General features: G+C 71.1%; 20 protein-coding genes. 19 read left to right on the top strand and 1 reads right to left on the bottom strand.

Going from position 1 to position 20,016, the window contains the following annotated elements:
* Position 1 precedes the first annotated feature (1 nt).
* From thrC to FHP29_RS02960, 19 genes are all read left to right on the top strand, one after another.
* Positions 2 to 1,084, top strand: a complete 1,083-nt coding sequence (gene thrC, locus FHP29_RS03045; protein ID WP_139621394.1) for a threonine synthase — start codon at positions 2 to 4, stop codon at positions 1,082 to 1,084.
* A complete protein-coding gene (gene thrB, locus FHP29_RS03040; RefSeq protein WP_139621393.1) occupies positions 1,081 to 2,001 on the top strand; it encodes a homoserine kinase in 921 nt (306 codons plus the stop codon). Before thrC ends, thrB begins: the two co-directional genes overlap by 4 nt.
* A gap of 185 nt (positions 2,002 to 2,186) precedes the next feature.
* Positions 2,187 to 4,136: a transcription termination factor Rho gene (gene rho, locus FHP29_RS03035; RefSeq protein WP_139621392.1), complete on the top strand. Its 1,950-nt coding sequence runs from the start codon at positions 2,187 to 2,189 to the stop codon at positions 4,134 to 4,136.
* Between the two features lie 133 nt (positions 4,137 to 4,269).
* Positions 4,270 to 4,485, top strand: a complete 216-nt coding sequence (gene rpmE, locus FHP29_RS03030; RefSeq protein WP_139621391.1) for a 50S ribosomal protein L31 — start codon at positions 4,270 to 4,272, stop codon at positions 4,483 to 4,485.
* Between the two features lie 105 nt (positions 4,486 to 4,590).
* Positions 4,591 to 5,673 carry a peptide chain release factor 1 gene (gene prfA / locus FHP29_RS21980; RefSeq protein WP_192903952.1) on the top strand — a complete coding sequence of 361 codons (1,083 nt, stop codon included), beginning with the start codon at positions 4,591 to 4,593 and terminating at the stop codon, positions 5,671 to 5,673.
* Positions 5,674 to 5,675: 2 nt separating this feature from the next.
* Positions 5,676 to 6,563 (top strand): peptide chain release factor N(5)-glutamine methyltransferase, encoded by an 888-nt coding sequence (gene prmC / locus FHP29_RS21975; RefSeq protein ID WP_192903951.1) that lies wholly within the window; start codon positions 5,676 to 5,678, stop codon positions 6,561 to 6,563.
* A complete protein-coding gene (locus FHP29_RS03020) occupies positions 6,560 to 7,264 on the top strand; it encodes an L-threonylcarbamoyladenylate synthase (RefSeq protein WP_240044271.1) in 705 nt (234 codons plus the stop codon). The genes prmC and FHP29_RS03020 overlap by 4 nt, the downstream gene beginning before the upstream one ends.
* Positions 7,257 to 8,426, top strand: a complete 1,170-nt coding sequence (locus tag FHP29_RS03015) for an MraY family glycosyltransferase (RefSeq protein ID WP_139621389.1) — start codon at positions 7,257 to 7,259, stop codon at positions 8,424 to 8,426. The genes FHP29_RS03020 and FHP29_RS03015 overlap by 8 nt, the downstream gene beginning before the upstream one ends.
* Positions 8,427 to 8,497: 71 nt before the next feature.
* Entirely contained in the window at positions 8,498 to 8,944 is a 447-nt protein-coding gene (locus tag FHP29_RS03010) for a hypothetical protein (protein WP_139621388.1), read from the top strand.
* Between the two features lie 30 nt (positions 8,945 to 8,974).
* Complete coding sequence (locus FHP29_RS03005) at positions 8,975 to 9,220, top strand: AtpZ/AtpI family protein (RefSeq protein WP_139621387.1); 246 nt, start codon at positions 8,975 to 8,977, stop codon at positions 9,218 to 9,220.
* A 16-nt stretch (positions 9,221 to 9,236) separates the two neighbouring features.
* A complete protein-coding gene (atpB, locus tag FHP29_RS03000) occupies positions 9,237 to 10,052 on the top strand; it encodes a F0F1 ATP synthase subunit A (protein WP_240044270.1) in 816 nt (271 codons plus the stop codon).
* A 104-nt stretch (positions 10,053 to 10,156) separates the two neighbouring features.
* Positions 10,157 to 10,369: an ATP synthase F0 subunit C gene (gene atpE / locus FHP29_RS02995; RefSeq protein WP_056706247.1), complete on the top strand. Its 213-nt coding sequence runs from the start codon at positions 10,157 to 10,159 to the stop codon at positions 10,367 to 10,369.
* Positions 10,370 to 10,417: 48 nt separating this feature from the next.
* On the top strand, positions 10,418 to 10,984 hold the full coding sequence (locus tag FHP29_RS02990; RefSeq protein ID WP_139621386.1) for a F0F1 ATP synthase subunit B: 567 nt from the start codon (positions 10,418 to 10,420) through the stop codon (positions 10,982 to 10,984).
* The gene (locus tag FHP29_RS02985; protein ID WP_240044269.1) at positions 10,984 to 11,790 is read left to right on the top strand and encodes a F0F1 ATP synthase subunit delta; all 807 of its coding nucleotides are present in this window, start codon (positions 10,984 to 10,986) and stop codon (positions 11,788 to 11,790) included. The genes FHP29_RS02990 and FHP29_RS02985 overlap by 1 nt, the downstream gene beginning before the upstream one ends.
* Positions 11,791 to 11,840: 50 nt before the next feature.
* Complete coding sequence (gene atpA, locus FHP29_RS02980) at positions 11,841 to 13,478, top strand: F0F1 ATP synthase subunit alpha (protein WP_139621385.1); 1,638 nt, start codon at positions 11,841 to 11,843, stop codon at positions 13,476 to 13,478.
* Between the two features lie 2 nt (positions 13,479 to 13,480).
* Positions 13,481 to 14,395: a F0F1 ATP synthase subunit gamma gene (locus tag FHP29_RS02975; RefSeq protein ID WP_139621384.1), complete on the top strand. Its 915-nt coding sequence runs from the start codon at positions 13,481 to 13,483 to the stop codon at positions 14,393 to 14,395.
* 32 nt (positions 14,396 to 14,427) lie between these two features.
* Positions 14,428 to 15,882, top strand: coding sequence for a F0F1 ATP synthase subunit beta (atpD, locus tag FHP29_RS02970; protein WP_139621383.1), 1,455 nt, complete (start codon positions 14,428 to 14,430; stop codon positions 15,880 to 15,882).
* Between the two features lie 2 nt (positions 15,883 to 15,884).
* The gene (locus FHP29_RS02965) at positions 15,885 to 16,292 is read left to right on the top strand and encodes a F0F1 ATP synthase subunit epsilon (RefSeq protein ID WP_139621382.1); all 408 of its coding nucleotides are present in this window, start codon (positions 15,885 to 15,887) and stop codon (positions 16,290 to 16,292) included.
* 18 nt (positions 16,293 to 16,310) lie between these two features.
* Positions 16,311 to 16,754 carry a DUF2550 domain-containing protein gene (locus FHP29_RS02960; protein ID WP_139621381.1) on the top strand — a complete coding sequence of 148 codons (444 nt, stop codon included), beginning with the start codon at positions 16,311 to 16,313 and terminating at the stop codon, positions 16,752 to 16,754.
* A 52-nt stretch (positions 16,755 to 16,806) separates the two neighbouring features.
* Here the strand turns inward: FHP29_RS02960 and FHP29_RS02955 are convergent, their stop codons facing one another.
* Positions 16,807 to 19,974, bottom strand: coding sequence for a DEAD/DEAH box helicase (locus tag FHP29_RS02955; protein ID WP_139621380.1), 3,168 nt, complete (start codon positions 19,972 to 19,974; stop codon positions 16,807 to 16,809).
* Between the last annotated feature and the right edge of the window lie 42 nt (positions 19,975 to 20,016).

Raw genomic sequence — 20,016 nt, 5'->3', positions numbered from 1 at the left:
CATGAGCAACACCCCCAACGGCCAGGCCAACGGCCAGTGGCGCGGCGTCATCGAGGAGTACCGCGAGCTCCTCGACATCCCCCAGGACACCCCGGCCGTGACCCTGCGCGAGGGCGGCACGCCGCTGGTCCACTCCGAGTGGCTCTCGGGGCTGACGGGTGCCCAGGTGTGGCTCAAGGTCGAGGGCAACAACCCCACCGGGTCGTTCAAGGACCGTGGCATGACCACCGCGCTGTCGGTCGCCGTCCACGAGGGCGCCAAGGCCGTGGTGTGCGCCTCGACCGGCAACACGTCCGCGTCGATGGCGGCGTACGCCGCGAAGGCCGGCGTCACCCCGATCGTGCTGGTGCCCGAGGGCAAGATCGCCGCCGGCAAGATGGCGCAGGCGGTGCTCCACGGCTCCCAGGTCATCCAGGTGCGCGGCAACTTCGACGACTGTCTGCGGATGGCGCGGGAGATGGCGTGGAAGTACCCCGTCGCGCTGGTCAACTCGGTCAACCCGCACCGGCTGGAGGGCCAGAAGACCGCCGCGTTCGAGGTCGTCGACTTCCTCGGCGACGCGCCCGACTTCCACCTCCTGCCGGTCGGCAACGCCGGCAACATCTCGGCCTACTGGCTCGGCTACACGCAGTACGCCGCCCTCGGCCGTGCCTCGCGCAAGCCGGTCATGCGCGGCTTCCAGGCCGAGGGCGCGGCCCCGCTGGTGACCGGTGAGCCGTTCCCCGATCCCGAGACCCGGGCCACGGCGATCCGGATCGGCAACCCGGCGTCGTGGAAGCTGGCCGAGGCCGCCCGCGACGAGTCGGGCGGTCGCTTCGCCGCGGTCTCCGACGGCCAGATCCTCGCCGCCCAGAAGGCCCTCGCCGCCAACGACGGCGTCTTCGTGGAGCCCGCGTCCGCCGCCGGCATCGCCGGGCTGCTCGCCGAGCTCGACGCGGGGGAGTCCTACCAGGGCGCCACCGTCGCGATCACGGTCACCGGTCACGGGCTCAAGGACATCGCCACCGCGCTCGACGGCCTGGCCCTGCCCGATGTCGTGGTCGACGCCGAGGTCGACGCCGCCGCCCAGGCAGCCGGTCTGTGACCTTCGTCGACGGCCCGGTCCGGGTGCGCGTGCCCGCGACCTCGGCCAACCTCGGTCCCGGGTTCGACACCCTCGGCCTCGCCCTCGACCTGCACGACCGGCTCGAGGCCGAGGTGCTCGCCGAGGGCCTGCGGGTCGAGGTGAGCGGGTACGGCGAGGGCGCGGTGCCCCTCGACGAGCGGCACCTCGTGGTCCGGGCGATGCGCGCCACCTTCGACCGGCTCGGCAAGCAGCCGACCGGGCTGCGGCTCTCCTGCACCAACGTCATCCCGCACGCCCGGGGGCTCGGCTCCTCGTCGGCCGCGATCGTCGCCGGCGTGTGGCTGGCGCGCGAGCTGGTCGCCGGCGGACGGCTCCTCCTCGACGACGCCGCGCTGCTCGACCTGGCAGCGCAGCTCGAGGGCCATCCGGACAACGTGGCGCCGGCCCTGCTCGGAGGCTTCGTGATCTCCGGCCAGGACGGCGACGGCACCTTCTGGGCGGTCCGCGGCAGCGTCGACCCCCGCGTCGGTGCGGTCGTGTTCGTGCCCACCACGCCGGTCGCGACCAAGGCCGCGCGCGGGCTGCTCCCGGCCGCCGTACCCCATGGCGACGCGGCGGCCAACGCCGGACGCGCTGCGCTGCTGGTCGCGGCACTCTCGGGCCATCCCGAGGAGCTGATGCGCGCCACCGAGGACCGGCTGCACCAGGAGTACCGCCGGCCCGCCATGCCCGAGAGCCTCGCGCTCGTCGAGGCGCTGCGCCGCGACGGCGTCCCCGCGGTGATCTCCGGCGCCGGTCCCACCGTGCTCGCCTTCACCGACGGTCCCGGCTCCTCCGGCGCCGAGGACCTGGTCGCGCGGTGCCCGGCGGGCTGGGGCGTCCACGCCCTGACGGTCGACGGCACGGGCGCCGCGCCGGACGACGGAGCAGCCTGATCCGCACCACCGTGGTGGTACATTGACGCTGCGCCGCAGTTCTCGGCGCCCCGGCGAGCTCGACTCGCCCCTTCTTTCCAGGTCCACCTCGGCATCGGTCGGGCGGGCCTTCGCAGAATCAGACCAGTGCGTGTTCCGCGCCGCATCCGATCGTGGAACCCACGAGATACGTGGGAAGGACTCACGTGACCGAGACCTCCGAATCCACCGCGCCCGCCCCGGCGGCCGACTCCACGGTCGCCTCCACGGCCGCCTCCACGGCCGGCTCGACGGCCCCGAAGAAGCGCGCGGGTGGATTGAACGGCATGCTGCTCGCCGACCTCAAGGCGATGGCAGGCGGCATGGGCATCCGCGGTGCCGGCTCGATGAAGAAGGCCGCCCTCGTCGACGCGATCAAGGCCGCCCAGGCCGGAGCCGCCACGACGCGCAGCGCGCCGCCCGAGCGGCCGGAGCAGCCCCGGAGCGAGCAGCCCAAGGCCGAGCAGCCCAAGGCCGATCAGCCCAAGGCCGAGCAGTCCGAGCAGTCCGAGGCGCCCCCGAAGTCCGACCAGCCGCGGGTGCAGCAGCGCCAGCGTGCGCAGCGCCAGCCCAAGCAGGACGGCCAGGCGAAGCAGGACCAGCCCAAGCAGGACGGCCAGCCCAAGCAGGACGGCCAGCCCAAGCAGGACAGCCAGCCCAAGCAGGACGGCCAGGCGAAGCGGGACGGCCAGCCCAAGCAGGAGCAGGCCAAGCAGGAGCAGCCCAAGCAGGAGCAGGCCAAGTCCGAGACCCAGGGCAGGCAGGACGCTCAGGGCAAGGGCCAGCAGAGGCAGGACCAGCCGGGCCAGGGCAGGCAGAACCAGCAGAGCGACCGCCAGGACCAGGCCAAGGCGCCGGACCAGGCCAGGGGCGCCGGCGACAGCGACGACCTCGACGACGACGGCGAGGGCGGCAGCCGGCGCAACCGTCGCCGCCGCGGGCGCGATCGCGACCGTCCGAACCGGACGACCCGCGAGCCCGACACCGAGGTGCGCGAGGACGACATCCTGGTGCCCGCGGCCGGCATCCTCGACGTGCTCGACAATTACGCGTTCGTGCGGACCGGCGGCTATCTCGCCGGTGTCGACGACGTCTATCTCTCGCTCTCGATGGTCCGCAAGTACGGCCTGCGCCGCGGCGACGCCGTCAGCGGCCAGGTGCGTCAGCCCCGCGACGGGGAGCGGCGCGAGAAGTTCAACCCGATGGTGCGCATCGAGGCGATCAACGGCGTTGACCCCGAGCAGGCGAAGAACCGGGTCGAGTTCACCCAGCTGACGCCGGTGTCGCCGACCGAGCGGCTGCGCCTCGAGATCGGCCCGGACGACCTCACGGGCCGGCTGATCGACATGGCCGCCCCGGTGGGCAAGGGCCAGCGCGGTCTCATCGTCTCGCCCGCCCGCGCGGGCAAGACGACGCTGCTCCAGTCGATCGCCAACGCGATCACGGCCAACAACCCCGAGTGCCATCTCATGGTCGTCCTCGTCGACGAGCGGCCCGAGGAGGTCACCGACTTCGAGCGCTCGATCAAGGGCGAGGTCATCGCGAGCACCTTCGACCGTCCCGCGATCGACCACACGACGGTCGCCGAGCTCGCGGTCGAGCGGGCCAAGAGGCTCGTCGAGCTCGGCCACGACGTCGTGATCCTCCTCGATGGGTTGACCCGCCTGGGCCGGGCCTACAACCTGGCCGCTCCCGCGAGCGGGCGGATCCTGTCGGGCGGTGTCGACTCGTCGGCGCTGTTCCCCCCGAAGCGCTTCTTCGGGGCGGCGCGCAACATCGAGAACGGCGGCTCGCTCACGATCCTCGCGACCGCGGTCGTCGACTCGGGCTCGCGGGTGGACGAGGTGTTCTTCGAGGAGCTCCGGGGCACCGAGAACCTCGAGCTGCGGCTGCGCAGCGACTTCGCGGAGAAGCGGCAGTTCCCGGCCATCGACGTGGTCGCCTCGGCGACCCGCCGCGAGGAGCTGCTGCTCGGCAAGGAGGAGCTCGAGATCATCTGGAAGCTGCGCAAGGAGCTGGCGGAGGGCGACCGCGCCGAGGCGCACGCCGCGCTGCTGCAGCGTCTGCGGAACACCCGGACGAACTACGAGTTCCTCCTGAAGGTCCAGCGCGACTGACCCCGGGGCCGAGGCCCGCCGGGATCCCGCGCCGGCATTTGGGCGGGCGCGGACCGGCCCGTAGAATCGTCTGTTGGCTCCGGTTCACGCTCCACAACCCGTGGTGCGACCCGGACCCCCGTGAGAGGACACCATGAAGAAGGACATCCACCCCGACTACGTCGTGACCCAGGTGACCTGCACCTGTGGCGCGTCGTTCACCACCCGCAGCACCGCGACGTCCGGCTCGATCCACGCCGACGTGTGCTCGCAGTGCCACCCGTTCTACACCGGCAAGCAGAAGATCCTCGACACCGGCGGCCGCGTGGCCCGTTTCGAGGCCCGCTACGCCAACGTCGGCAAGAAGTAGCCGTCTCCGAGCGCCGGTCGTCCGCCCCGCGGACGGCCGGCGCTTCGTATTTGTCCCGGCCCGGTCCCCGGACGTCCGGGGAAACATGTCGCCGAAGGAGTCCAGGTGTTCGAAGCCGTCGAGGGCATGCTCGCCGAGCATGCCGAGCTCGAGTCCCGGCTGGCGCTTCCCGAGACCCACGCCGACGCCCGGCTGGCGCGCACCCTCAACCGCCGCTATGCCGAGCTCAACGCCGTCATCGCGACCTGGCGGGAGTGGCAGCGGTACGGCGAGGACGCCGACGTTGCTCGCGAGCTGGCCGACGACGACCCGAGCTTCGCCGACGAGGTCGACACCCTGCTCGCCCAGCGCGAGGACGCGGCGGAGCGGCTGCGCCGGCTGCTCGTGCCCCGCGACCCGGCCGACGACAAGGACGTCCTGCTCGAGGTGAAGTCGGGGGAGGGCGGCGAGGAGAGTGCGCTGTTCGCCGGCGACCTGCTGCGCATGTACACCCGCTACGCCGAGCGGCGCGGATGGAAGACCGAGATCCTCGACGCCACCGAGTCCGATCTCGGCGGCTACAAGTCCGTCACGGTCGCGGTCAAGAGCACCGGCAGCGCCGGGACATCGGGGCCGGGCCAGACGCCGTACGCGCTGTTGAAGTTCGAGGGCGGCGTCCACCGCGTGCAGCGCGTCCCCGTGACCGAGTCGCAGGGCCGGATCCACACCAGCGCCGCCGGCGTGCTCGTGATGCCCGAGGCCGAGCAGGTCGACGTCGACATCAACGAGAACGACCTGCGCATCGACGTCTTCCGCTCCTCGGGCCCGGGCGGGCAGAGCGTCAACACCACCGACTCGGCCGTGCGGATCACCCACCTGCCGACCGGGATCGTCGTCAGCTGCCAGAACGAGAAGTCGCAGCTGCAGAACAAGGACCAGGCGATGCGCATCCTGCGGGCGCGCCTGCTGCAGGCCGCCCAGGAGGCCGCCGACGCCGAGGCGAGCGACGCCCGGCGCAGCCAGGTCCGCACCGTCGACCGGTCCGAGCGGATCCGCACCTACAACTTCCCCGAGAACCGCATCTCCGACCACCGCACCGGCTACAAGGCCTACAACCTCGACCACGTCCTCGACGGCGACCTCCAGCCGGTCCTCGACTCCTGCGTCGACGCCGACATGGCCGCCCGCCTCGCGGCCCTCGAGGACTGAGGGTGGGCGACCCCAGGCAGTTGCTGCGCGAGGCCGCCGACCGGCTGCGCGCGGCCGGCGTCGCGAGTCCCGAGTACGACGCCGGCGAGCTGCTCGCCCACGTCCTCGGCACGACCCGGGGCGGCCTGCACCTCGTCACCGAGGTCGATCCCGCCCTGCTCCGGAGGTACGACGACCTGGTGGCCCGCCGCGCGGCGCGCGAGCCGCTCCAGCACCTGATCGGCACCGCGTGGTTCCGTCACATCGAGGTGGCCGTCGGTCCGGGGGTGTTCGTCCCCCGCCCGGAGACCGAGCTGTTGGCCGGGTGGGCGATCGAGCACGCGGCGGCGCTCGCGGCCACGGGCGCCAGCCCGGTCGTGGTCGACCTGTGCACCGGCTCGGGCGTGATCGCCAAGAGCATCGCCCACGAGGTGCCCGCGGCGCGGGTGTTCGCCGTCGAGCTCGACCCGCCCGCCCACGCCTGGGCCGAGCGCAACCTGGCGGGAACCGGCGTCGAGCTGCGCCTCGGCGACCTGGCCACCGCGTTCGACGACCTCGCCGGCCGCGTCGACGTGCTCGTCAGCAACCCGCCCTACGTCCCGCTGGAGGCGTGGGAGTCGGTGGCTGCTGAAGCCCGCGACCACGATCCCCACCTCGCCCTGTTCTCCGGGGACGACGGCCTCGACGCGATCCGGGTGATCGCCGAGCGCGGCCTGGTCCTCCTCCGACCGGGAGGTGTCGTCGGCGTCGAGCATGCCGACGCGCAGGGCGAGTCGGCGCCCGCGGTGTTCAGCCGCGAGGCCCGATGGGAGGAGGTCCGCGACCACCTCGACCTGGCCGGGCGTCCTCGCTACACCACGGCACGCCGCCCACGCCACGGTGACGACGCAGTGGAAGGATGGAGCGCGTGAGTGCCGAGCGTTTCCCGACCGAGAGCGACGAGGAGCGCGAGGCGGCCCTGGACGCGGCGAGCCGCGCCGTCCGCCTGGGTCGCCTGGTGGTCCTGCCGACCGACACCGTCTACGGAGTCGGGGCCGACGCCTTCGACGCCGAGGCCGTGGCCCGGCTGCTGGCGGCCAAGGGCCGCGGTCGCGAGATGCCCCCGCCTGTCCTGGTCGGCACGAAGGGCACACTCGAGGCGCTCGCGACCCGGGTGCCGTCGTACGTCGCCCCGCTGGTCGAGCGGTTCTGGCCCGGTGCGCTGACGATCGTGTGCCACCAGCAGCCCTCGTTGCAGTGGGACCTGGGGGAGACTCGCGGCACCGTCGCGGTCCGGATGCCCGACCACGCCGTCGCCCGCGAGCTCCTCGACCGCACCGGCCCGCTCGCGGTCAGCTCCGCCAACCTGACCGGCCGGCCGGCGGCCCTCGACGCCGCCGCTGCGCTCGAGATGCTGGGCGAGTCGGTCGCCGTCGTGGTCGACGCCGGGGCGTCGCCCGGGGGAGTGGCCTCGACGATCATCGACGCCACCGGCGAGCGGCCGCGGCTGCTGCGTCTCGGCGCGATTCCGGTCGCGGACCTCGACGCCGTGCTCGCCGATCTCGGTGTGAGCGTCCAGGTCGAGTCGGACGAGCCCGGGAGCACGCAGGAGGCCGATCCGGCCGATGCGTGAGTACCTCGTCGTCTTCCTGGTCGCAGCCGTCGTCACCCACCTGCTGACGGTCGTCGCCCGGGAGATCGCGCTGCGCACGGGCGCGGTCGCGAAGGTCCGCGATCGCGACGTCCACGCCGAGCCCATCCCGTACCTCGGCGGACTCGCGATGCTGGGCGGGCTGTGGGCGGCCTACCTGGTCGCGCAGCAGCTGCCGTTCCTGAGCACGCGGAACCCGTTCTCGAGCGACGCGCTGCCGGTGCTCGTGGCGGGCTCGCTGGTGTGCGCCGTCGGCGTGGTGGACGACATCTTCGACCTCGACGCCCTCACCAAGTTCGGCGGCCAGGTGCTCGCGGTCGGCGTGCTCGTCTACGCCGGCATCCAGTTCAAGTACTTCTACCAGTCCACCGGCGAGGTCTTCTCGCTCGACACCGGCCAGGGAGCCCTGCTCACCGCCTTCGTGGTCCTGGCGACCGTCAACGCGGTCAACTTCATCGACGGCCTCGACGGGCTGGCGGCCGGCGTGATCGGCATCAGCGCGGCCGCGTTCTTCCTGTTCTGCTACGCACTGGCCTATCTCAACGACCTCACCCTGGCGACCACCGGAGCGCTCCTCGCCGCAGCGCTGACCGGCGCCTGCGCCGGCTTCCTGGTCCACAACTTCCACCCGGCCCGGCTGTTCATGGGCGACAGCGGGTCGATGCTGATCGGACTGGTCCTCTCCGCCACCGCGATCACGATCACGACCCAGTTCCCGCCGGGCGACCTGGTCCAGGGCGCCGACGGCGCGCGCGCGAGCCTGCTCCCCGTCCTGCTGCCGTTCGCCCTGCCGATCCTCATCCTGATCGTGCCGCTGGCCGACCTGGTCCTGGCCGTCGTACGACGCACGCGGGCCGGGCGCTCACCCTTCGCCCCGGACAAGCAGCATCTGCACCACCGCTTGCTGGAGATCGGGCACTCGCACCGGCGGGCGGTGATCATCATGTGGCTGTGGGCCGGCCTGATCGCCTTCGGGGTGGTGCTGGCCAGCGTGTTCACCGGTCCGATCGTGTGGGCCGGCCTCGGCCTGAGCCTGCTCGTCACGCTCGCCCTGACGTTCGCCCTCCCGCATGTGCACGACCCCGCCGAGGCGCTCAAGGAGCCGCAGCCGACCCCCGATTCGGAGCCCCGGACGACTTTGTGATAACTTTCACGAAGTCTCGGAGAGCAGTCTCCGCAGACCGCCCAGGACGCTCCCGAGCAGAACGGCCGCCGATGCTGACGACCGAGACCCGGACACACCGCGTGGTGATGCGTGCGGCCCTGGTGGCCGCCGTCGCCGCGGTGCTCCTCGTCCTGGTCGCCGCTCTCGTCGCCGGCTCCGCCGCCGCCCTGGGAGCCGCTGTCGGGGGAGTGGTCGCCGTGGGCGTGTTCGCGTTCGGCTCGCTGAGCGTCGAGCTGGTCGCGCGGCTGATGCCGGCCGCCTCGCTCCTCTTCGCGCTGCTGACCTACACCCTGCAGGTCGTGCTCATGGCGCTGGTGTTCGTGGCGCTCAACCGATCGGGTCTGCTGGGCGAAGAGCTCGACGGCACCTGGGTCGGCGTGGCCATCATCCTCGGCGCGTTCGTGTGGATGACGGCGCAGATCCTGCTCGCCACCACGGCCCGGATCCCGGCCTTCGAACCGCGCGCGTCCAGCCCTGCCGAGGGCGGTGCGCGATGACCCGGCGCTGCTGCTATTGTCCGGGTCGCAATGAGTCAGCCCGAGGAGAAGCCCCAGGGCGACCCGTGGCACGCGTTCGGCTACATCGTGGCCGGGGTCGCGTTCTACGGCTTCCTCGGATGGCTCGCGGACCGGTGGCTCGGGACGACGTTCCTGGTGGTGATCGGCATCCTCCTGGGTGCCGCGCTGGGGATCTTCATGACGGCCGCCCGGTTCCGCGCGGTTCCACCAGATCGGCCCGCAAGCCCGAAGTCAGACAGTCCGGACGAGCAGTGAACGCAGAGGAGACCTGGTGATCATCGCAGCCAGCGCCACCATCGCAGCCGAGAGCAGCAGCGAGGGCGGCTTCCCGGCACCGGGCCCGCACACCTTCGAGCTGCCCGCGGTCTTCCCGTGGCACGGCGCCGAGGGCGTCACCAAGCCGATGCTCCAGCTGGTCCTGGCCGCGATCCTCGTGTTCGGCTTCTTCTACCTCGCCTCCCGCAAGCGGGCCCTGGTCCCCGGCAAGCTCCAGTTCGCCGGCGAGGGCGCCTACGGATTCGTTCGCAACAGCGTGGGCCGCGACATCATCGGCAGCCACGACTTCGCGAAGTTCGTGCCCTACCTCGTCACGGTCTTCTTCTTCATCCTGGTCAACAACCTCTTCGCGTCCGTCCCCTTCATCCAGTTCCCGACGTTCAGCCGTGCCGGCATGGCCTACGCGCTGGCCGGGATGTCGTGGTTGATCTACAACGGCGTCGGCATCCACAAGCACGGGCTGGTGGGCTACCTCAAGCTGCAGTGCGTGCCGTCGGGCGTCAGCCCCGCGATGTACCCGCTGCTGGTCCCGCTGGAGTTCTTCTCCAACATCCTGGTCCGCCCGGTGACGCTGGCCCTGCGTCTGTTCTGCAACATGTTCGCCGGCCACATCCTCCTGGTCCTCTTCTCGACCGGCGGTCTCTACCTCATCGAGCACGTCGGAGGGATCGGGTACGTCGCCGGGCCGCTGGCCTGGGTGCTCGCGATCCTGGTGAGCTTCCTGGAGATCCTGGTCCAGTTCCTGCAGGCCTACGTCTTCACCCTGCTGAACGCCATGTACATCCAGGGCGCGCTCGCCGACGAGCACTGATCCGACCCGGATCCACCGACTTCCACCTCAACCACCACAGTTTTCCACCTCAGGAAACAACCGAAAGGAAAATGGCCGTGAACGCACTGGCTATCACCGGCGACATGGGCGGCTCGCTCAACATGATCGGCTACGGCCTGGCCGCCATCGGCCCGGGCATCGCGATCGGTCTGATCTTCGCCGCGTACATCAACGGCGTCGCCCGTCAGCCCGAGGCGCAGAGCCGTCTCCAGTCGATCGCGATCCTCGGCTTCGCGCTCGCCGAGGCGCTCGCCATCATCGGCATCGCTCTCGCGTTCGTGCTCACCGGCAAGTAACTCACCGGTCCAGTCCGTCCGCATCTCTAGATCGACAAGGTCAGGTCCATGAAGTCACTCTTGATCGTCGCCGCCTCGGAGGGCGAGGGGGGCCACAACCCCCTCATCCCCGAGTGGATCGAGATCGTGCTCGCCCTCGTGGTGTTCGCGATCCTGTTCTTCGCCATCAAGAAGTTCGTCGCTCCGAACTTCGAGAAGACGTTCGCCGAGCGCACGCAGGCGATCGAGGGCGGCATCGCCGCGGCTGCGACCAAGCAGGCCGAGGCGGACGCCAAGTTGGCCGAGCTCGAGCAGCAGCTGGCCGACGCTCGTCACGAGGCCGCACGCATCCGTGAGGAGGCGCGCGAGCAGGGAGCCGCGATCGTGGCCGAGATGCGGGAGCAGGCCCAGGCCGAGTCCACCCGCATCGTCGAGCACGGCAAGGCGCAGATCGAGGCCGAGCGCCAGCAGGCGGTCACCTCGCTCCGTGCCGAGGTCGGCGCCCTCGCGACCGGTCTCGCCGGGCGCATCGTCGGTGAGTCGCTCGAGGACGACGCCCGCCAGTCGCGGGTCGTCGAGCGGTTCCTCGCCGAGCTGGAGACGGCTGACGCCTCCGACGCGGGCAAGGACGCCTGATGGTGTCCTTCCGCGGCCCCTCCGCCGACGCCATGGCCGCCCTCACCGACCAGGTCGGTGGGGTGGCCGAGGCGTCAGCATCGGTGGTCGCCGGCGAGCTGTTCTCCGTCGCCGGCACCGTCCGGACCGAGGCCGCCCTGCGCCGGGTCCTCACCGACCAGTCGGTTCCGGCCGAGTCGCGTGCGGGCCTGGTCGGCGACATCTTCGCGGGGAAGGTCGACGCAGCCACGCTCGGTCTGCTGCGCGATGCCGTCGGCCGCCGCTGGACCCGTCCGCGCCATCTCGCCGACGCCCTGGAGCAGCTCGGCGTCGTCGCGGCCGTCCGCTCGGTCGGCCTGCAGGCAGGCACCCTGGTCGACGAGCTGTTCGCCGTGCGCCAGCTGGTGACCGGCAACGGCGACCTGCGCAACGCGCTCTCCGACCCGGCCCGTCCGGACGCCGACAAGAGCGCGCTGATCGACACGCTGCTCGGCGGCAAGGTCCTCCCGACGACCGCGCAGCTCGTCAAGCAGGCGCTGTCCGGGTCGTACCGCACCGTGGTCGCCGCGCTCGAGGACTACGAGCGCACCGCGGCGAAGGTGCAGGGCGAGGGCGTGGCCACCGTCCACGTCGCCCGCCCGCTCAGCGACGCCGACCAGCGGCGCCTCGCGGCCGCACTGACGCGCCAGTACGGCCGTCCGGTGCACCTCAACACGGTCGTCGACCCGGGCGTGCTCGGCGGCATGAAGGTCGAGATCGGGGATGACGTCATCGACGGCACGGTCCTGAACCGCCTCGACGACGCCCGCCGCAAGATCGCCGGCTGACCGGCAACCACCAGACTTCGAAGCAGCAGAGAAGAGAGAAGGCACCTGAGATGACGGAACTCTCCATCCGTCCGGACGAGATCCGCGACGCCCTCGCCAAGTACGTCGCGGACTACAAGCCCGCGGCCGCCAGCAAGGAGGAGGTCGGCGCCGTCGCCTCCGCCGGCGACGGCATCGCCCGGGTGTCGGGCCTCCCGTCGGCCATGGCCAACGAGCTCCTCGAGTTCGAGGACGGCACGCTCGGCCTCGCGCTGAACCTCGAGGAGCGCGAGATCGGTGTCGTCATCCTCGGTGACTTCGACAAGATCGAGGAGGGCCAGACGGTCCGCCGTACCGGAGAGATCCTCTCCGTCCCCGTGGGCGAGGGCTACCTCGGCCGCGTCGTCGACCCGCTCGGCAAGCCGATCGACGGTCTCGGCGACATCGCCACCGAGGGCCGCCGCGCCCTCGAGCTCCAGGCGCCGGGCGTGATGGCGCGCAAGTCGGTCCACGAGCCGCTCGCCACGGGCATCAAGGCCATCGACTCGATGACCCCCATCGGTCGCGGCCAGCGTCAGCTGATCATCGGCGACCGCGCGACCGGCAAGACCACGGTCGCGATCGACACGATCATCAACCAGAAGCAGAACTGGGACTCGGGCGACCCGACCAAGCAGGTCCGCTGCATCTACGTCGCGATCGGCCAGAAGGGCTCGACCATCGCCTCGGTGCGCGGGGCCCTCGAGGAGGCCGGCGCGCTGGAGTACACCACGATCGTGGCGGCTCCGGCGTCCGACAGCGCGGGCTTCAAGTACCTCGCGCCCTACACCGGATCGGCCATCGGCCAGCACTGGATGTACGACGGCAAGCACGTCCTCATCGTGTTCGACGACCTGACCAAGCAGGCCGAGGCCTACCGTGCCGTGTCGCTGCTGCTGCGCCGCCCGCCGGGCCGCGAGGCCTACCCGGGTGACGTCTTCTACCTGCACTCGCGTCTGCTCGAGCGCTGCGCGAAGCTCTCCGACGAGCTCGGCGCCGGCTCGATGACCGGCCTGCCGATCATCGAGACCAAGGCCAACGACGTCTCGGCGTTCATCCCGACCAACGTCATCTCGATCACCGACGGCCAGATCTTCTTGCAGTCGGACCTGTTCGCGGCCAACCAGCGCCCCGCCATCGACGTCGGCATCTCGGTGTCCCGCGTCGGCGGCGCGGCGATGACCAAGGCGATGAAGGCCGTCACCGGCTCGCTCAAGGTCGACCTCGCGCAGTACCGCGCGATGGAGGCCTTCGCGATGTTCGCCTCCGACCTCGACGCCGCCTCCAAGCAGCAGCTGGCCCGTGGCCAGCGGCTGATGGCGCTCCTCAAGCAGCCGGCCTACTCGCCGTACCCGCTCGAGGAGATGACGGTCTCGCTGTGGCTGGGCACGAGCGGCAAGCTCGACATCGTCCCGACCGGCGACGTGCTGCGCTTCGAGCACGAGTTCCTCGACTACCTGCGCCGCTCGCACGACGGCCTGCTCGCCGCGATCCGCGAGACGCAGAAGTTCGAGGACGAGGACGGCCTGAGCGCCGCCTACGACTCCTTCCTGAGCCAGTTCGAGACCTCCGAGGGAGGCAGCATCAAGGTCGGGCACGAGCCCGAGGCCGAGGCGCTGTCCGACGACGAGCTCGAGCAGGAGCAGATCGTCAAGCAGAAGCGGGGCTGACCATGGCCGTCTCGCTGCGTGAGTACCGCGCGCGGATCAAGTCGACGGAGTCGATGAAGAAGATCACGCGCGCCATGGAGCTCATCGCTGCGTCCCGGATCATCAAGGCGCAGCATCGGGCACAGGCGGCAGCGCCCTACGCCCGGGAGCTGACGCGTGCCGTGTCGGCCGTGGCGACGTACTCCAACGTCGACCACCCGCTGACCCGCGAGGAGGAGAACCCCAAGCGGGCCGCCGTCCTGGTCATCACCAGCGACCGCGGTCTGGCCGGCGCCTACTCCTCGAGCGTCCTCAAGGAGGTCGAGCGGCTCGCCGAGCGCCTGCGCGGCGAGGGCAAGGAGCTCGACTTCTACCTCGCCGGCCGCAAGGCGGAGGCCTACTTCAAGTTCCGCGGGCGCCCGTTCGTGCAGGCCTGGACCGGCTTCTCGGACCAGCCGACCTACGACAAGGCGGCCGAGATCGGCGCTGCGCTGATCGCGGCGTTCTTGAAGGAGCAGGGCGAAGAGGGTGACGTGGACGAGGTCCACGTCGTCTACACCCGCTTCCGCTCGATGCTCACCCAGGAGCCGACCGCGATCCGGCTGCTGCCGCTCGAGGTCGTCGAGGGCGAGGAGGCTCCGTCCTCGGACGAGCTGCTCCCGCTCTACGAGTTCGAGCCGTCGGCCGCGCAGGTGCTGGACGGGCTGCTGCCGCAGTACGTCCAGAGCCGGATCTTCTACGCCCTCCTGCAGGCCGCGGCCTCCGAGCTCGCTGCCCGCCAGAAGGCGATGAAGGCCGCGACGGACAATGCCGAGGAGCTGATCAAGAAGCTCACCCGGATCGCCAACCAGGCGCGCCAGGCCGGCATCACCCAGGAGATCAGCGAGATCGTCGGTGGCGTCAACGCGCTCGCCGACGCCCAGGCTGCGAACGACTGACCCACCAGAGAAAACACCAGACGGAGTAAGACATGACTGCAACGGTTGAAGAGACCACCGCCAGCGGTGCGGCCTCGGTGGGTCGGATCGCACGGGTCATCGGCCCGGTCGTGGACATCGAGTTCCCGACCGACGACATGCCCGAGATCTACAACAAGCTCGAGGCCGAGATCACCCTCGACGGGGAGACCACGACCCTCCCGCTCGAGGTGGCCCAGCACATCGGCGACGGCCTGGTCCGTGCCATCTCCCTGAAGCCGACCGACGGCCTGGTCCGCGGCCAGACGGTGACCAACACCGGCGGCCCGATCACCGTCCCCGTCGGTGACGTCACCCTCGGCAAGGTCTTCAACGCCACCGGCGACTTCCTCAACCTCGAGCAGGGCGAGACGGTCGACGTGACCGAGCGGTGGGGCATCCACCGCAAGGCGCCGGCCTTCGACCAGCTCGAGTCGAAGACCCAGATGTTCGAGACCGGCATCAAGGTCATCGACCTGCTCACGCCGTACGTCACCGGTGGAAAGATCGGCCTCTTCGGCGGCGCCGGCGTCGGCAAGACCGTGCTCATCCAGGAGATGATCGCGCGTGTCGCCAAGAACCACGGCGGTGTGTCGGTGTTCGCCGGTGTCGGCGAGCGCACCCGTGAGGGCAACGACCTCATCGAGGAGATGAAGGACGCGGGCGTCTTCGACAAGGTCGCCCTCGTGTTCGGCCAGATGGACGAGCCGCCGGGCACGCGTCTGCGCGTGGCCCTGTCCGCGCTGACGATGGCGGAGTACTTCCGCGACGTCCAGGGTCAGGACGTGCTGCTCTTCATCGACAACATCTTCCGGTTCACCCAGGCGGGCTCCGAGGTCTCCACGCTGCTCGGCCGGATGCCGTCCGCGGTGGGCTACCAGCCCAACCTCGCCGACGAGATGGGCACCCTGCAGGAGCGGATCACCTCGACCCGCGGTCGCTCGATCACCTCGATGCAGGCGATCTACGTCCCCGCGGACGACTACACCGACCCCGCCCCGGCGACCACCTTCGCGCACCTCGACGCGACGACGGAGCTGTCGCGTGAGATCGCCTCCCTCGGCATCTACCCGGCAGTGGACCCGCTGACCTCGACCTCCCGGATCCTCGACCCGCAGTACATCGGTCAGGAGCACTACGACTGCGCGATCCGCGTCAAGCAGATCCTGCAGCGCAACAAGGAGCTCCAGGACATCATCGCGATCCTCGGTGTCGACGAGCTGTCCGAAGAGGACAAGATCATCGTGTCCCGCGCCCGTCGCATCCAGCGGTTCCTGTCGCAGAACACCTACGTCGCCAAGCAGTTCACCGGCATCGAGGGCTCGACGGTTCCCGTGGCCGACACCATCGAGGCGTTCAACAAGATCGCCGACGGTGAGTACGACCACGTCGCCGAGCAGGCCTTCTTCATGTGCGGTGGTCTCGACGACGTCGAGCGCAACTGGGCCGAGATCCAGAAGAGCCTCTGATCATGGCTGAGAGCACGGTCGAGCACCTGCACGTCGAGCTCGTCGCTGCCGACCGGACCGTGTGGTCCGGTGAGGCGGCGATGATCATCGCGCGCACGCTCGAGGGAGACATCGGCGTGCTGCGCGGCCACGCGCCCACGCTGTCGCTGCTCTCCGCGTCGGTGGTCGAGATCCAGGTGGCCAACTCCAACCAGCTGGTGGTCGTCGCGGTGGACGGCGGCTTCCTGTCGGTGGCGAACGACCGCGTGTCGATCCTGGCCGAGCGGGTCGAGCTCGCCGAGGACATCGAGGTGTCCCAGGCGCGCATCGACCTCGAGGAGGCCAAGCGGCTGCTCGACTCGAGCAACGAGGCCGAGCAGCGCGTCCGCCACGCCGAGGCCCGCATCCGCGCCGCCGAGAAGGTCTCGTAGAAGGTCACTGATACGCAGATGGCATGGTGGGGGTGGCTGCTCGACATCTGTGGCGCCCTCCTGCTCGTGTGTGTGCTGTACGGCGCCGGACTCATCGTCCGGCGCCGTCTGCTCTCCCGGCACGGCGGAACCTTCGAGCTCAGCCACCGCTACCGCACCTCGTCACCGGGGCGCGGTTGGATGCTCGGCCTCGGTCGCTACTCCGGCGAGACCCTCGAGTGGTACCGCGTCTTCACCCTGTCGCGCCGCCCGAAGCGTTCGTGGCGGCGTGACGAGCTCTCGTACGACGGACGCCGCCAGCCCGCCGGCACCGAGCAGGCCTCGCTCTACCCCGACCACCTGGTGATCCGCTGTCAGGCGCCGGACGGCCCGGTCGAGCTCGCGATGAGCGTCTCCTCGCTGACCGGCTTCCAGGCCTGGCTCGAGGCGATGCCGCCCGGGACGGACTGGAACCGGCGGTGAGCCCGGGGCAGCTGCCCCGAGACGGTCGGCGCCTTCGTCGCCGAGCGACTGCTCAGTCGAACAGGCCGCGGATGTCCTCGGCGCTGATGGAGGTGCTCATCGCGCCCTCCCCGTCGATGACCTGGGCGAACAGCTCGGCCTTGCGGGCCTTGAGCTCCATCACCTTCTCCTCGATGGTGTCGGTCGCGACCAGGCGGTAGACGTGCACGTGGCGGCTCTGGCCGATCCGGTGGGCGCGGTCGACGGCCTGCGCCTCGGCGGCCGGGTTCCACCACGGGTCGAGGACGAAGACGTAGTCGGCCTCGGTGAGGGTCAGGCCGGTGCCGCCGGCCTTGAGTGAGATGAGGAAGACGGGGGCGTCGCCGGCGCGGAACCGCTCGATCACGCTGGAGCGGTCGCGCGTGCTGCCGTCGAGATAGGTCGTCGCGATGCCGGCGTCGTCGAGGCGCGAGCGGACCCGGGTCAGGAACGACGTGAACTGGCTGAACACCAGCGCGCGGTGCCCCTCGGCGGTGATCTCGTTGAGATGGTCGACCAGGACGTCGAGCTTGGCGGAGCCCACCGCCTCGTGCTCGTCGTCGACCAGGGCGGGGTCGAGGGCGAGCTGGCGCAGCTTGGTCAGCGCACTGAAGATCGCCACCCGGTTGCGGTCGAAGTCCTCGACCAGGCCCAGGATCCGCTGGCGCTCCTTGGCCAGGTGCGTGTCGTAGATCTTGCGGTGCGCGGGCCCGAGGTCGACCTGGAGCACCTGCTCCTGCTTGGGCGGCAGGTCGTCGGCGACCAGCTCCTTGGTCCGCCGCAGCAGGAACGGGCGGATCCGCGCCCGGAACCGGTCGAGGACGACCTGGTCGCCGTCGCGCTCCACCGGGCGCACCACCAGGTCCTGGAAGGTGCGCGGCCACGGGTACAGCCCGGGCACGGTGATCGAGAGCAGCGACCACAGCTCCATCAGCCGGTTCTCGAACGGAGTGCCGGTGACGGCGAGCTTGAAGGGCGCCTCGATGGTGCGCACGGCCTGGTAGGTCTTGCTCTGGTGGTTCTTGGCCTGTTGCGCCTCGTCGAGCACGACGCCGGACCAGGGGAGGGCGGCGTACTCCTCGTGGGCCAGGCGCAGCAGGGTGTAGGTCGTGACGACGATGTCGTGGTCGCGGGCCAGGGCCGCCACGTCGTCGGTACGACGCGAGGCGACCGCCACCCGCAGACCGGGCGCGTGCCGCGCGGTCTCCGTGGCCCAGGCGGTGACGACGCTGGTCGGCGCGACGACGAGGAACGGTGCGTCGTCGGGGCGCTCGGCGCGCGCGTGGGCGACGAGGGCGAGGACCTGGAGGGTCTTGCCGAGGCCCATGTCGTCGGCGAGGATCCCGCCCAACCCCTGCTGCCACAGGAAGGCGAGCCACCAGAAGCCCTCACGCTGGTAGCTGCGCAGGTCGGTGATCAGGCCGCGGGGCTCGGGGCGCGGGATGTCGACGAGGTCGCGCAGCGCCTGCGCCCGCTCGACCCACGCGGCGACCTGTGCGTCGACGAGCCCGGTCTCGGCGAGCTGGGCCCACAGGCCGAGGTCGTGGTGGCCGACGCCGATCCGGTCTCCGTCGCGCTCGCGCAGCTCCGCAGCCGCGGTGACGACCTCGCGCAGACGGTCGAACTCGGGCCGGTCGGTGGTGACGTAGAGGCCGCTCGGGAGGACGAGGAACTCCAGGCCCAGGGTGAGCGCGGCGAGCACGTCGGGCAGGGGGATCTGCTCGCCGGCGACGGTGACGCTCACCGCGAGGTCGAGCCAGTCCGTCGCGCCGGGCTCGGGCTCGACGAGGTCGAAGCGGATCTCCGGAGCCACGTCGACCTCGCGGAAGTCCGGACGCTCCTCCTCGACGACCCGGACCCCCTCGGTCTCGCGCAGGTGGGGCAGGTCGTGGATGGCGAGCGTGAGGGCGTCTCCGTCGCTGAGCGTGGAGACGTGCAACAGCGCCTGGGGGACCGACGCGAGCAGCCGCTGCTCGGCCTCGTGGTCACGGACCCCGCCGAGACCGTCGCCACTCGTCAGCGCGCAGCTGCGCTCGGGGTCGTCGCCGTACTGCCAGTGCCAGCCGAGACCGGCCTTGGTGGCGCTGTGCCAGGAGACGGTCAGCACGAGGGTGGGGGTGAGCGGCTCCGGCAGGTCGACGGTGGACGCCTCGGCCCGCACCGGCACCAGGCGCATCAGGCCGGGCAGCGTGGCCCGGAAGTCGGCCAGGTCCGCGGGCGGTACGACGATCGGCGGCCCGTCCACGAGGTGGCGCAGCGCCGCCGGGACCGGGGCCGTGGTCGTGGCGATGACGACCTGTCCGGCGTCGTCGAGGAGTCCGACCACGGTCGCCGGCTCTCCCATCAGGACCACCGCGTCGCCGCGCCAGGTCCGCTCGCCGAGGGTGACGGCCGCCCGGAGGGCGGTGCCGCCGTCGCTGTCGACGAGCTCGGTGACGACATGGGCCGGCTCGTCGGCGAGCTCCACCGAGGACAGCGGACGCGCCGCCACCAGGACGACGCCCGCCTCGCGCGCGTTGCGCAGCGCCCGCACGACCTGGTCCCCGAACTCGTCGAGCGAGGGAGCCATCCCCGCGTAGTAGTAGGCGCGGTGGCCCGACCACTGGGCCTGCAGCGCCGCCACCGCGTCCGCCTGCCCGCGCACGAAGCCGCGCGTCGAGCCGTTGGCGATGTCACGCCAGTCGGCGCCCGTCTTGACCCACGGCTTGCTCTTGCCGCGGCGCAGGGGACGAATGCGCAGGGTCGGGCCGGCCGACAGGTAGCCGTCGTCGTCGCCGAGCGACACCTCGAGCGCCAGGGGGACGTCCTCGCGCACCCGCGGCTGCTGCCGCTCGAGCTCGCCGACGAGGCGCTCCAGCGAGCGGCGCCAGGCGGCCTCGCCGGCCGGCTGCGAGAACGTCCGGCGCAGGGTCAGCGCGAGCGCGGCGCCGTGCTTGCACATCGAGCGCACCGGACAGGTGCACACGGTGAAGATCCAGCCGGCGTAGGCGTCCTTGGGAGCCTCGACGTGGAGCTGGACCTGGTAGGGCAGCTCGCGGCTGCCGATCACCTCCGCGCTCGCGGACACGGAGTCCGCGGCCAGCTTCCCGATCTCCGGGCGGCCCACGCCGCCCAGCGCCACGACGTCCTGCGCGCGTCCGAGCGTCCCGGCGTCGAAGTGGCGCGCCAGGAAGTCGTCGGTGAGATGGGCGAGGACGTTCACGGTCCGCTCATCGTGGCACGCAGGTCCGACGTGACCGGCATC

Origin of the sequence: Nocardioides albidus, assembly GCF_006335005.1 — a bacterium.
GTDB classification, from domain to species: Bacteria; Actinomycetota; Actinomycetes; order Propionibacteriales; family Nocardioidaceae; genus Nocardioides; species Nocardioides albidus.
Note: the sequence above shows the minus strand (reverse complement) of the source record. Positions and strands in the feature narration are given on the sequence as shown.